Annotated in this window: 8 protein-coding genes; 6 read left to right on the forward strand and 2 right to left on the reverse strand. The window is 59.0% G+C overall.

Annotation, left to right across the window (positions count from 1 at the left end; translation table 11 throughout):
* Positions 1 to 52: 52 nt before the first annotated feature.
* Positions 53 to 4,930 carry an NAD-glutamate dehydrogenase gene (locus ACP2AU_RS02665; RefSeq protein ID WP_426374227.1) on the reverse strand — a complete coding sequence of 1,626 codons (4,878 nt, stop codon included), beginning with the start codon at positions 4,928 to 4,930 and terminating at the stop codon, positions 53 to 55.
* A 144-nt stretch (positions 4,931 to 5,074) separates the two neighbouring features.
* On the opposite strand from ACP2AU_RS02665, the gene ACP2AU_RS02670 reads away from it, so the two are divergent.
* From ACP2AU_RS02670 to ACP2AU_RS02695, 6 genes are read left to right on the forward strand one after another with little or no spacing between them, the layout of a single operon-like run.
* Positions 5,075 to 6,037: an AAA family ATPase gene (locus tag ACP2AU_RS02670; protein WP_426374228.1), complete on the forward strand. Its 963-nt coding sequence runs from the start codon at positions 5,075 to 5,077 to the stop codon at positions 6,035 to 6,037.
* A 30-nt stretch (positions 6,038 to 6,067) separates the two neighbouring features.
* Positions 6,068 to 7,009, forward strand: coding sequence for a DUF58 domain-containing protein (locus ACP2AU_RS02675; protein ID WP_426374229.1), 942 nt, complete (start codon positions 6,068 to 6,070; stop codon positions 7,007 to 7,009).
* Positions 7,006 to 7,473 (forward strand): DUF4381 domain-containing protein, encoded by a 468-nt coding sequence (locus ACP2AU_RS02680; RefSeq protein ID WP_426374230.1) that lies wholly within the window; start codon positions 7,006 to 7,008, stop codon positions 7,471 to 7,473. The genes ACP2AU_RS02675 and ACP2AU_RS02680 overlap by 4 nt, the downstream gene beginning before the upstream one ends.
* Positions 7,470 to 8,492, forward strand: coding sequence for a vWA domain-containing protein (locus ACP2AU_RS02685; RefSeq protein ID WP_426374231.1), 1,023 nt, complete (start codon positions 7,470 to 7,472; stop codon positions 8,490 to 8,492). Before ACP2AU_RS02680 ends, ACP2AU_RS02685 begins: the two co-directional genes overlap by 4 nt.
* Complete coding sequence (locus ACP2AU_RS02690; protein WP_426374232.1) at positions 8,485 to 10,317, forward strand: VWA domain-containing protein; 1,833 nt, start codon at positions 8,485 to 8,487, stop codon at positions 10,315 to 10,317. Before ACP2AU_RS02685 ends, ACP2AU_RS02690 begins: the two co-directional genes overlap by 8 nt.
* The gene (locus ACP2AU_RS02695) at positions 10,311 to 12,047 is read left to right on the forward strand and encodes a BatD family protein (RefSeq protein ID WP_426374233.1); all 1,737 of its coding nucleotides are present in this window, start codon (positions 10,311 to 10,313) and stop codon (positions 12,045 to 12,047) included. Before ACP2AU_RS02690 ends, ACP2AU_RS02695 begins: the two co-directional genes overlap by 7 nt.
* 59 nt (positions 12,048 to 12,106) lie before the next feature.
* Here the strand turns inward: ACP2AU_RS02695 and ccmI are convergent, their stop codons facing one another.
* Complete coding sequence (gene ccmI / locus ACP2AU_RS02700; protein ID WP_426374234.1) at positions 12,107 to 13,381, reverse strand: c-type cytochrome biogenesis protein CcmI; 1,275 nt, start codon at positions 13,379 to 13,381, stop codon at positions 12,107 to 12,109.
* Between the last annotated feature and the right edge of the window lie 33 nt (positions 13,382 to 13,414).

Raw genomic sequence — 13,414 nt, forward strand, 5'->3', positions numbered from 1 at the left:
CTGTTGATTCCCGCTGCGGAATTGAACGGGAATCAACGGCATAACGCAATAGTCAGTTGGTGGCGTCGTCCGGATTATGATGCATGGTGCTCTGCGCCAGATCCAGAAGCTCTCTCAGCGCCACCGAAAACATGGCGTATTCCGGCTCCCTGACTCCTTTAAGCTCCGACAACATAGTATTCCACCGTGCAATCATGGGCTTGTGACGCTCGCTCCAGATTTGCACACTCTCGGCCACATTTTCCGGGCTTTGTGCCATTTTCAGAACGCCCGTTGTCAGCGCCCGCTGCTGCCAGTCCAGGTCTTCCCGGAAACTTTCCCTGGCCAGAGCCTGCCAATGGGAGCTCGGTGTCAGCCCGGCCACCGCGTCGGCGAACCAGGTCAGGTCAAGGCGGTCCCCCAGGTCGTAATACAGATTGGCAACCGTTTTCAGAGGCATCCCCGTGGCCTCCTGGGCTTCGATAATGCCAAGGGACGAGTACAGATACCCCGTACCCGCCAGAACAGAAGCAAGCTCCTTGGGCAAGCCAGCGGCTGCCAGTTCGTCGTGCCGTTTTTCCCAGTTAACACGCGCCTGCTCCCCAAGATACTCCGGCAGCCCGGAAGTGATCGCCCAGACACTGTCCGCAAAGCGTTCCATGTGGGTCTGGATATTCAGCTCCGCCCTGCGATTGCGCAGCAGCCAGCGCACGGAGCGCCGCATCAGGCGCATCAGGTCCTGCATCAATTCCATTTGCAGGTCTGCAGAAACGTGGTAATCCAGCGCCTCAATCTTGTCCCACCAGCTGTCAATGCGGAACACATCCCTGGTAATGATCCAGGCAAGGGCGATCGACGCCGGATCAGCACCGGTAGACTGGTTCAGACGTTCGACAAACGTAATCCCCATGTGATTGACCATATCGTTGGCAATCTGCGTGGCGATAATTTCCCGCCGCAACTGGTGCTCGCCCAGCTCCCTGGAAAAGTTCTTGGTCAGTTCCCGGGGGAACACCTTGTACATTTCTCCAGCCAGTAACGGGTCGTCCGGCAAAGTGCTTTCAATCAATACCTGCTTGAGATCACCTTTGACATAAGAGATCAGCACCGACAACTCGGGCCGTGTCAGCCCTTTCTTGGCCAGCTTGCGCTCAGACAGGGTTTCGTCATCCGGAAGGAACTCCAGCGCGCGGTTCAGCTTGCCCTCATTCTCGAACGTGTTCATCAGCCGGCGGTATTCTTCCAGCCGGATGGCGGCATCTTCGCTGGCAATACTGATGGCCTGGGTCTGACGGTAGTTGTTCTTCAAAACCAGCCTGGCCACATCGTCGGTCATTTCCTCAAGCATGACGTTGCGCTGCTTACCGGTCAGATCACCCATGGCCACGGCACGGTTGAGCAGGATCTTCATGTTTACTTCGTGGTCCGAACAATCAACACCACCGGAGTTATCAATGAAGTCCGTGTTCAGGCGGCCGCCTTTCAGCGCGTACTCAATTCGCCCCATCTGCGTGAAACCGAGGTTGCCGCCCTCACCCACAACCTTGCAGCGCAGCTCACCACCGTTAATCCGTAGACCATCATTGGCCTTGTCGCCGACATCCGAATGGCTCTCGCCACTGCCCTTAACATAGGTGCCAATACCGCCAATCCAGAGCAGGTCTGCCTGCGCCTTCAGAATATGGCTTATCAGCATATTGGGCGGCACACGATCGGCCTTGATGCCCAGCAACTTTTTCATTTCCGCACTGACGGGAATCGATTTGGCATTCCGGCTGAATACGCCACCGCCCTTGGAAATGAGCTTGGTGTCGTAATCGGTCCAGGCAGAACGCGGCAGCTCGAACAATCGCTTACGCTCTTTGTAGCTGCGCTCTGCATCCGGCTCCGGATCAATGAAAATGTGGATGTGGTTGAAGGCGGCCACCAAACGGGCCTTCTCCGAGCACAACAGGCCGTTACCAAAGACGTCCCCGCCCATGTCGCCGATGCCTATGGCGGTGAACTCGTCCTCGGCCGGGTTGATACCCATCTCCCGGAAATGCCGCTCGACCGATACCCAGGCCCCACGCGCGGTAATCCCCATCTTCTTGTGGTCGTAGCCGTTACTGCCTCCCGACGCAAAGGCATCGCCCATCCAGAATCCATACTCCGCCGCCAGGCCGTTGGCAATGTCGGAGAAGGTAGCAGTGCCCTTGTCAGCGGCAACCACAAGGTAGTGGTCATCCTCGTCCTGACGCACGACCCGCTCCGGCGGCTGGATGCCGGCGTCCACCAGATTGTCGGTGATGTCCAGCAGCCCCCGGATAAAGGTTTTGTACGCCGCGATACCCTCGGCCTGGAACGCCTCCCTGTCGGAGGGGTCGGGCAGGCGCTTGGCGACAAAGCCGCCCTTGGCGCCCACCGGCACAATCACCGCATTCTTAACCTGCTGAGCCTTGACCAGGCCCAGAATCTCCGTGCGGTAGTCCTCAAAGCGGTCAGACCAGCGCAGGCCGCCACGGGCCACTTTGCCGCCACGCAGGTGCACACCCTCGACACGCGGGGAATAGACAAAAATTTCATAAACCGGCAGCGGCAGCGGCATATCCGGAATCCGGGAGGGGTCAAACTTCACACTGATGTAAGGCTTGGGCTGCCCTTCGCCGTCGGGCTGATAATAGTTCGTGCGCAGGGTTGCCTGCATCAACTCCAGAAACAGCCGGAGTACGCGGTCTTCACTGAGGTTTTCCACCTCGTCCAAACCGGCATTGAACTCAATCTCGAGTTTCTGCTGGGCCGCCTCACTCTTGCCTTTGCTCTTGACGCGATCTGGATTGAAGCGCACCTCAAAGTAGTCGAGCAGTATCCGGGTCAGGTTGACGTGATTCACCAGGGTATTGGAAATAAACGTCTGACTGTTGGAGAAGCGGATCTGGCGCATATAGCGGGCATAGGTGCGCAACAGCGCGATTTCCCGCCAACTCATGTAGGAAGACAGCAACAGCCGGTTGAAGGCATCATTTTCGGCATCACCGTGCCAAACCCGACGGAACAGATCCTCAAAAATCGGCCGGATACGGTGGATATCCACCACCTTGCCGGTGTGGGACTGCAGCGTGAAATCGTGTATCCAAACGGTCTTGCCGGCGCGGTCAGTCACCTCAAACGGATGCTCACCAATTACCCGGAAACCAAGGTTGTCGAAAATCGGCATGACATCCGACAACGGCAGGGGCTCATTGGGATAGAAGAGTTTGAAATGCAGGGTGTTCTCGTCTTCCTCAAGGGCCCGGTAGAAACTCATGGCCAGATCATTATCACGGGCCGAGGCGGTGATATGTTCAAGGTCTATGGCTGCCCTGCGGGGCGAGAACATATCGGTGTAGCTTGCCGGAAACCCGCCGGCCCACACCCGATACAAATCGTTGCCCTGCTCCTCCCCGTAGGTTTCGCTTAAAGCCTCGCTTAGCCCGTCACGCCAGGACTGGGCCAGATCAATGACCCGATCACGGATTTCCGCCAACGGCAGTTCCCGGTTTTCCACCTGGGGTACGCGAATGGTGAACTGCACGCGAGCCAGTACCGACTCGGAGAAATGGGTGACGAATTCGATGTCCTCGGCCTGCAACCGGTCCAGCAAAACCTGTTCAACTTTCAGGCGCAGCTCGGTGTTATAGATATCCCTCGGGAAGAACGCCAGGCAGGTTACAAACTGACCATAAACGTCTTCACGGATAAACAATTCGATCCGACGGCGCTCCTGGATATACAGGATATTTTTCGCGACCCGCAACAGCTCGTCGGTTTCGATCTGGAACAATTCATCCCGTGGGTACAGCGTCAGAATCTGCTCCAGCTCCTTGCCAGCGTAATCGTCCGTCAGGAACCCGGAACGCTTCATCACCGTCTGGAACTTGCGCCGCAACAGCGGGATTTCGTCCGGACGTTCGTTATATACCCGGGCGGTATACAAACCCAGGAAGCGGCGTTCCCCCACCACTTCGCCTTTGCTGTTGAACTTCTTGACCGCAATGTAATCCGGGTAGGCTGGCCGGTGAACCCGCGATCGCTGGGCCGACTTGGCAAAGATAAAAATATCATCGGAACGGGTCATTTCGTGGCGCGTGCGCTGAGGCAGCTCGTTCAGACGGACCTGATCCGGGCGCTCGTTGTTAACCCGCAGAATGCCCAGCTCCGAGTTATCAACCCGTCGCACCGCCATTCCCTGCTTGTCGGTGGCGAAGTCATACTCATCGTATCCGAGGAAGGTGAAGTGATCATCAACCAGCCATTGCAGGAATGCCCGGGCTTCCTCTTTTTCCTCGCCGCTGATTCCCGCTGTGGTGGCGTCCAGCTCATTAAGAATTTCGCTGACTTTGTCTTTCACAACCGGGAAATCGCTGACCGCAATACGAACTTCATGCAACACCTGCTGCAATGCCTGCTCAAGGTCACTCAGATCTTCCCGGGCACTGTGGCGGTCAATTTCCAGCACGATAAAGGCTTCGTAACCGGCATCCTTCGAAGGCTTTTTCGTAGTGTGCAGTTTTTTCAGTTTGCCGTTGTCATCGCGCTCGACACGCAGGATGGAATGCTGGATTGAATGGGTGCCAATTTCCCTGCTGTTGATCGCCATACGCAGGGAGTCGATTAAAAACGGAATATTGGGATGGAGGATGAAAACAACAGTGTGAGTGGACTGCCAGCCATCACTTTCGAGCTCCGGATTGAAGACCGAAACCGGCGTTTCCTCCGCGCTGCGCTTTTGCAAAAACTGCCAGGCTGCCAGAACGGCGCCGTAGGTATCCGAGAAGCGGCGGCTTACCAGCTCCTCTAGGGGAATATGAGCATAATGCTGTCGCGCAAAATCGGCGATTTTCTTCGCTTCGGTTTTGGCGATTTTCTCTGAGAACGCATCGGCCAACTGCTCGAAAAACTGATCCTTGCTGGCGATTGTCAGCGCATTCATATTCAACCTCTGGTTTGTGTGAAAGAAACGTAATCAGGGTATCGTCACATAAGCATAGTCAAACCCTTGATTTTTGCCGGCCAGACGCCAAAACTGCGGCAATCACTTATGCAGCCTTTCCTAAATCAAGAGCAGTGATACTTCATGTCGTTACAGCAAATATTCGGTGATCTCAGAACCCAATTGGGCAAACGCATTATTGGCCAGGAAAAACTCGTTGACCGGCTTCTGATTGCCCTCCTGGCCGACGGCCACCTTCTGGTTGAAGGCGCGCCGGGGCTGGCAAAAACCACCGCGGTAAAGGCCCTTGCCGAGCATCTCGAGGGTGACTTTCACCGCATCCAGTTCACCCCGGATCTTTTGCCCTCTGACGTCACCGGCAGCGAGATATACCGCGCCGAGACGGGCGCCTTCGAATTCCAGCAAGGCCCCATTTTTCACAATCTGGTGCTGGCTGACGAAATCAACCGCGCCCCGGCCAAAGTCCAGTCTGCCCTGCTCGAAGCCATGGGTGAGCGCCAGATCAGCGTCGGCCTGCAAACCTTCCCGCTGCCAGAGCTGTTTATGGTTATGGCTACCCAGAATCCGATTGAGCAAGAGGGCACCTATCCGTTACCGGAAGCCCAGCTCGACCGTTTCCTGATGCACGTGGTAATTGACTACCCCTCTGCCGATGCTGAACGGGAGATTCTGCACCTTGCTCGCAGTGACTACCGTCAGGGAATCCCGAAGGTAGACATTCGTCTAAGCCAGACCGATGTCATGGCCGCTCGCCAGGCGGTGTCGGATATCCACATGGCAGAATCGGTAGAGCAATACCTTCTGGCCCTGATACTGGCCACCCGGGATGCGGCCTCGCTGGACCCCGAACTGGCACGCTGGACCGCCTTCGGCGCCAGCCCCCGTGGCACCATCGCGCTCGACCGCTGCGCCCGGGCAATGGCCTGGCTTGATGGCCGGGACTACGTTACCCCGGACGATGTCCAGGCCATGGCCTATGATGTTCTGCGCCATCGCATACTGCTGACCTTCGAGGCCGAAGCCGAGGGAATGACCGCAGATTCGGTGCTACAGCGGTTGATAGACCGGGTTCCGGTCGCTGCTTGAAACCAGAGTTAGGGAGGCAGTAACCGCAGAATGCCAGACACCACCAGCCCAGACACATTCATCAGCCTGCCACAGCTGGTGCGCCTACAGGCTGATGCGCGCGCCCTGAAGCTGCCCTCGGCAAAACCGGTGCGATCGCGCCAGGCCGGGCTTCGCCAGTCGCGCCAGAAAGGACGGGGCATGACCTTCGCTGAAGTGCGTCAGTATCAGCCCGGCGACGATATTCGCAGCATCGACTGGCGGGTGACAGCGAGGCGCCAATCGCCCCACACCAAACTCTATGAAGAGGAGCGCGAGCGGCCGGTACTGTTAATTGTGGATCTCGGTGCCACCCTGTATTTCGCCAGCACCGGCGCTTACAAACAGGTCCGCAGTGCGCAGGTAGCGGCGCTACTTGCCTGGCTGGCGCTCTGGGCCGGTGATCAGGTGGGCGGCCTGGTGTTCAACGATCAGGACCTTGCAGTGCTCCGGCCAGCTCGTCGCAGAAAATCAGTCCTGCGACTGCTGGACCACCTGGCAACTCATCAGCACCGTGGCGAGGCCCCCGCGCCAAGCCCCGAAGCCTCAGGCCCGGGATTGGACAGGGCGCTGGCAGAGGTCCGCCGGGTGGCACACACCGGCTCCAGAATCTTCATTGTCAGCGACTTTATGAATATCACCGAGCACACTCCCACCCTGATGGGGGCCATAAGCAGACACAACTCTATCAGCGCCATACGCATTCAGGACCCACTGGAAAAAGCCCTTCCCTCCTCCGGCAGGTTTGCTGTCGCCGGGCCTGACGGGCCGGTCTGGTTTGACGCCTCCAACCCGAGGTTCCAGAAAGCCTGGCAACAGAAAATCGAGTCCCACGAGCAGCGCCTGGAGAACTGTTTCAGAGCCTCCAATGTGATTTCAGCGACCCTTTCTACGGCGGAGGACCCGGCAACGGCCTTACGCCTGCTGCTGGGGCCGGGAGGCCGGATCGCATGAACGGGCAGGATCCTCTGGCAAAACTGCGCGATATCCGGTTGCCCGCCACAGATGGCTGGTGGCCCCCGGCGCCGGGCTGGTGGCTGCTTGGTACGTTTTTTCTGATCGCAGTGTCGACCCTGTTGTGGCTTTGGTTCCGAAACCGTCAGAAACAGCGCTGGAAGCGGGCTGCCCGCCACGAACTAGAACAACTGGAACAGTCGGCCAATGCCTCTGCCGCATGGTTCACAGGGCTTAATACCCTGCTTAAACGGGTTGCTCGGCAGCGCTATCCCAACAGACAGCCGCAGGCCCTGACCGGACAACAGTGGGTTGATTTTTTGCTCGAGACTGCGCCTGGCCATCGAATTGCCTCACGGCCGGTTGTCGAGGCCATGGTGGCCAGCGCCTGGCAGCCCCGGCCAAGTGCCGAAACCGGGCCGGCTCTGGCCTTCGCCAGAGAATGGCTGGAGGCACAGTCATGATCAGCCTGGCCTATCCCTGGGCGCTGCTGCTGGCGCTGTTGCCGCTCCTGTTTGCCGGGCGCAAACGACAGCAGACAGCTCCGGTGGACGCTCCTGTGATTCCCGTTGGGCACTGGCTTTCGGATATGCCGGGCGTCACCCGGCAGGGGCGTGTTACTCCCCGCTGGCAAGCATTACTGCTCCTGGCCGGATGGCTTAGCCTGGTTCTGGCGCTCGCCCGCCCGCAGTTTGTTGGCGAGGAAGTGCAAATGCCGGTGACCGGCAGAGACCTGATGCTGGTGGTAGACATTTCCCCGAGTATGGACGAACAGGACATGGTGCGGCAGGGCCGCAGCATCAACCGCTTACAAGCCGTGAAGCGTGTACTGAACGACTTCATTGATCAGCGGGAAGGCGACCGCCTGGGGCTGATTCTGTTTGGTTCGGAACCTTATGTGCAGGCCCCTCTGACCTTCGACCGGGAAACTGTCCGCACCCTGCTGTTTGAGGCCGGGCTGGGCATGGCAGGCCGGGCTACGGCCATTGGCGATGCCATCGGGCTGTCGGTCAAGCGCCTGCGGGAGCGGCCACAGGGTCAGCGGGTCGTCATTCTGCTGACCGATGGTGCTAATACGGCAGGTCAGGTCAGCCCCGACAAAGCCTCCGATATTGCCCAAGCCGCCGGCGTCAGGCTATACACCGTTGGCATTGGCGCCGACACCATGATCCAGCGCGGGCTGCTCGGGTCCCGAAGGGTCAATCCCTCCCGGGACCTTGATGAAGCACTGCTGACCCGAATGGCCCAGCAGACCGGTGGGCGTTACTTTCGGGCCCGCAGTCTGCCAGAGCTGGAAATGATCTACGACAGCATCAATCAGCTTGAACCGATAGAACAGGACGGCCAGTTCTATCGGCCGGTGACGGAACTCTATGTCTGGCCGGCGGGACTCAGCGCAGGGCTCCTGCTACTACTGATCGCGGTCCGGGCAATGCCTGCGCGGCACCGGGACCAAGGCAACGGGGAGGCAAGCCATGGCTGACTTCCATTTTCTTCGCCCCTTGTGGTTATTGCTGCTGCTGGCGCTTCCGGTGCTGGTGGTCACCCGCCACAGGTTGCGCCGGGGGGATACCGGATGGGCAAGATACATTCCCGCCAGCCTGTTGCAGCCTCTGGTCCGTTTGCGGGGCTCCGGCGCGGCCGGCGAGCGCCGGTCGCCACTGGTTCCGCTGAGTGTCGCCCTGGCCTGTCTGGCAGTAGCCCTTGCCGGTCCGAGCTGGCGGCAAGCGCCCACACCGTTGAAACAGCCCCAGGACAGCCTGGTTGTTCTTCTCGATCTTTCTCTGTCCATGCTGGCAACCGACGTGGAACCCGATCGGCTGACCCTGGCAAAACGAAAAGTGCGGGATATCCTGGCGCAACGACAAGGGGGCCTGACCGCCCTGGTGGTTTACTCGGGGGATGCCCACACCGTGACTCCTCTGACCGGCGACACCAGAACCATCGAAGCCATGCTGGATGTTCTTGACCCGATGATTATGCCAGCGCAAGGCAACCGGGCAGACCTGGCGGTGGATCTGGCCATCAACCTGCTTGATCAGGGCGCACCGGGCCAGGGCCGGCTGGTGCTGATCTCCGACACCATCCCTCAACCACAATACAGCAGAATAGGCCGGAAACTGGCTGACACTGCCTACCCCTTGAGCACGCTGGTAGTCGGCAGTCGCGATGGCGGCCCCATTCCTCTGGCAAAACGCGGATTTATCCGGGAGGGCGGCAACATTGTCATAAGCAAAGCGGATCCGGATGGCCTGGCACAACTTGCCAGCGCCAATGGCGGCAAAAGCCACCGGTTAACCCTGGATAACCGGGACATCCGTGCGCTGGCCCTGGAGCCCGCCAGATCCGGCGATTGGCAGGCAGACGAGCAAGAGCTTACCGTCGATCGGTGGCAGGACGATGGCTACTGGCTGTTATGGCTGGTCACGCCATTACTCCTGCTGGCATGGCGCCGCGGGGCGTTTGCTATTGTTGCGCTTTCGCTGATTCCACTTGCGCTCAGCCCCCGCCCGGCACAAGCAATGGACTGGGGCAGCCTCTGGCAACGTGAAGATCAGCGCGGCCCCGAACTGATCCGCGAAGATCCGGCCCGCGCCTCAGCCATTTTGGAGCAACCGGGATGGCGCGGCTCAGCCCTCTACCGCGATGGCCAATACGAAGCCGCCGCCGAAGCATTTACTAACCAGAAGGGCGCGATTGGCGATTTTAACCGTGGAAATGCCCTCGCCCAGGCCGGTCAGCTGGAGCAGGCCATCCAGGCCTATCAGCAGGCACTCGACAAACAACCGGAGTTTCCGGATGCCCGCTTTAACCGGGAGTTGGTGCAAGCGTTACTCGAGCAACAGAAAAAATCGCGGGGAGACGGTGACGGTAACGATACCCCGCCGAAAAACAAGCAGGATTCCGGACAGCAAAACGCCGGTGAGGAACCGGGCGATAAAAGTCAGAACAACCGCGGCGAACAATCCCCGAGCAACACCGGTGAGAATCAACACCAACAACCCAATAGCCAGCAGCAGCCGGGTACAAACGACGAAAACCCACAGGATACCGCCGGAGATGCTGACTCCGAAGAAGAGCAGTCCGGGCAATCCGGAAACCCACAGTCACCCGCGGAAGAGTCTTCCGGGCAGGCACAGGGCGCCGCCACTGCGCCTGCAGAAGTCTCGGAACAACCCCTGAGCCAGGGTCAGGAACAGTGGCTTCGCCGTATTCCGGACAACCCCGGTGGCTTGTTGCAGCGCAAATTCCTGCAACAGTATCAACAACGACAGACAACTCCTGATGAGGGCGACACACCATGGTAACGCGCGTGCTCTCACTCGCATTTCTGATCTTTTCAATGCTCGTTCCCGTGGCGGCCAGCGCGACGGAAAAACTGACCGTTGAACCGGACCGAACCCAGCTCTATGAGGGCGAGGTATTAACACTGACGGTAAAGGGCTCGATGAAAATTGATATCAATCTGAGCAATCTGTTCAGCTTCGACCTGTCGCAACTGCCTTCACCGGACATCGAGAAAGTGGAGCCGGATTTCGAGATTCTGGCCCGTAACCAGCGGTACAGCGTGCAAACCGTCAACAATGAAATGGTGGGCGAAATAACCTGGACCTATCAACTGGCGCCTACCCGTACCGGCGCGCTGAGTATTCCGGCGCTGACCTTCAAAGAGGCGGTTTCAGACCCGGTCAGCATCGAGGTCATTTCCGGAACGCCGCCAGACCAGTCCCCCGCAACCCGTGACAGCTATATCGAACTCTCTGCGGACAAGGCCGAGGTCTACGTTCAGGAACAACTGGTACTGACCATCCAGCTGTTCTTTTCCGGCAACCTGATACGGGGGGAATTGTCGGAGCCCCAGCACCCGGATGCGATCATCGAATCACTGGGCCAGCAACGGGAGTTTACCCGTTACCGCGACGGCATCCGCTATCGGGTGGTCGAACGGAAGTATGCTATTTTCCCGCAAACGCCGGGCACCCTGACATTGGCCCCCATACGATTCGAGGGCCAGGCACGGGATGCCGCCGGCAAGCTCCGCTTTCTGCGTGACCAACAACAGCTCTACGATGTGCCGGTCAAACCGGTGCCCCAGGCTTATCCGGAAAATCAGCCCTGGTTGCCGGCCAGCAATCTCGCCGTGCTTGACGAGGGCTTGCCCTCTGGTGAGCCTGTTTCGGTCGGCAGTAATCTGAGCCGGACATTGACATTACAGGCAGAGGGATTACCCGCCGAGGCGCTGCCACCAATCCGTCAGCAGGTCCCCGAGGCGATTCGCAGCTATCCGGAACAGCCCGTGCGCAATACAGAAACCACAGCAGACGGCCTGAACGCGAGACTGCAACAAGTTACCGCCCTCGTGCCCGTCAAGAGCGGCGACGTGATCTTGCCGTCCGTCCGCGTACCCTGGTGGAACACCGATACCGACCAACTGGAAGAAGCGGTATTGCCCGAGCGGCGCATCCGGATTGCCGGTAGCGGACAAACCATACCCCCACAGGCCCCGACCACCGAAAAACCTGAAAAAGCCCCATCCCAGGAACCAGCCAGGGCCCCGGGCCCAGACACCAGTCAAGGAATCTGGGTATGGAGCACGATGGCGCTTGCTGTGCTCTGGCTTGCGACCCTCGCGCTCTGGTGGCAAACACGCCGGAGAACAACACCTCCCGGGGACACCGAGGCAGACAGCGCAACGGCTAACGAACGCCAGGCCTTTCAGGCTCTGCTCAGCGCCATTGACCAGAAAGCCGGACAAACGTCGGCTTACCTGCTGCGCTGGGCCAGGTTACGATTCCCGAAACAAACGTTTCACCAGGTGTCAGATCTGGTCAAACTGACCAATGATCAGCACCTGGGCGCCGCCTTCGAGCACTTCCAGGCCAGTCTGTACTCTGGCCAGCCAACGAGCGGCACGGATGAGGCGCGGGAGCAGCTGAAACAGGCGCTCCACAAGCTGCGCAAACACAATCCTGAACATCCAACCCAGTCCGGAAGTGACCTGGCACCGCTTTATCCCGCAGACCTCACAGGGCGATAAAACGTGATGAAAGGTGTTAAAGTGAAAAAAAAGCCCGTCATTTCGACGGGCTTTTGCTTTCAGTTGGTGAGTTCCTGATTGATGACCAGTTCAACCGGTTGCTCAACCTCCGATGCCGGTAGCACCGAGGCCTCAACCCTGCCCTCCCAATCACCGGGTTGTGGGTTAACGCTACCGGAGCGGCTGACACGAGCCACGACAACAACATCATCCTGGCCGGAAATCGCCGAGTCGGGTGACATCGCATAGCGATCATCCAGACGGATCTCAGACGGCAGATCGCCGGCGGTCAGCTTTGCCACCGCAACCGGCGCGCCACCCGAGGCTCCCGCAGGCCGCGCGAAAATAAACAGCACGGCCTCGTTATCAATGTCACGTTTCAGACCATCATCGAGCGACACCCTGAGAGAAACGCCTGGGCCGGTCGGCTGCTGCGGCTCGGCTCCGGTCTGTTCTGGTGGCGTCTGGCCAAGGCGCCGATAGGCCTCCTCAATGCCTCCGCGGATGGCCGCTATCTGAGGATGATCCGGCGCAACGTCGAGGATACGCTGCCAATACTCGATGGCCTGCTGATAATTCTGGTCGCCAAAGGCGCTGATACCCATCAATCCCAGGGCATTCACTTCATCCGGGTTCAGGGCACGGGCAGCCGCAATGGCCTCTCGGACCGCCGGCGTCATTTCACCCTCACTGCCGAAGTACGTAGCCTGAGCAGCCAGGCCGAGCGCCACAGCGCTGGCGTTGGTGTCTTCAGCCATCACTTCCGCGAGCCGCTGATAGGCCTCGGCCGCCTTCCCATATTGTTCGATCCGCATATAGGTTTGGCCCAACATCGCCCAACCATCCGGGTTTTCCGGGCTTTCTTCAAGCCGAAGGCGTAGCTGTTCCGCCAGTTCGACCATGCGGGCCACCTGGTCACCCTGAGCGTCGCCCATTTCCTGCATGGCGATAAACTGCTCCACCTGATCCAGGGAGCCCCACCGCTCATAGCCGTAATAGGTGCCAACCGGCAAAACGATCAATGCCAGCAGTGCCACCACCATCGCGCTGCGGCGGCCGGGCACGCGCGGCTCGACCTCGGCATCCTCCGGCACGTCATCAAGCATCGCCCCAGCCAGCTCTTCTTTCAGTTGCCGGTAGCTGTCTTCATCGAGAATCCCCGCATCGCGTTCGTTCTCCAATTCCTTCAGCCTGGTCCGGTAAGCCAGCAGGTTCTGATTGCGAAGGTCGGCCTCAAGGCGAGCCCGGGGTTTATGGAAGAATACTGGATAAAGCACAAATGCCAGAGCAACCAGAATGAGTACGGTCCCGGCAATCCAGAAAGTATCGGTCATGGAAATATCGTCACGTCTCGAAATGAATGGGGT

This window comes from Marinobacter sp. VGCF2001 (assembly GCF_049943275.1).
Taxonomy (GTDB): domain Bacteria; phylum Pseudomonadota; class Gammaproteobacteria; order Pseudomonadales; family Oleiphilaceae; genus Marinobacter.

What these genes read in the sequence shown, in the direction of transcription:
- ACP2AU_RS02665 (WP_426374227.1), bottom strand. Translation starts at nt 4,930, where the DNA reads ATGAATGCGCTGACAATCGCCAGCAAGGATCAGTTTTTCGAGCAGTTG.
- ACP2AU_RS02670 (WP_426374228.1), top strand. Translation starts at nt 5,075, where the DNA reads ATGTCGTTACAGCAAATATTCGGTGATCTCAGAACCCAATTGGGCAAA.
- ACP2AU_RS02675 (WP_426374229.1), top strand. Translation starts at nt 6,068, where the DNA reads ATGCCAGACACCACCAGCCCAGACACATTCATCAGCCTGCCACAGCTG.
- ACP2AU_RS02680 (WP_426374230.1), top strand. Translation starts at nt 7,006, where the DNA reads ATGAACGGGCAGGATCCTCTGGCAAAACTGCGCGATATCCGGTTGCCC.
- ACP2AU_RS02685 (WP_426374231.1), top strand. Translation starts at nt 7,470, where the DNA reads ATGATCAGCCTGGCCTATCCCTGGGCGCTGCTGCTGGCGCTGTTGCCG.
- ACP2AU_RS02690 (WP_426374232.1), top strand. Translation starts at nt 8,485, where the DNA reads ATGGCTGACTTCCATTTTCTTCGCCCCTTGTGGTTATTGCTGCTGCTG.
- ACP2AU_RS02695 (WP_426374233.1), top strand. Translation starts at nt 10,311, where the DNA reads ATGGTAACGCGCGTGCTCTCACTCGCATTTCTGATCTTTTCAATGCTC.
- ccmI (WP_426374234.1), bottom strand. Translation starts at nt 13,381, where the DNA reads ATGACCGATACTTTCTGGATTGCCGGGACCGTACTCATTCTGGTTGCT.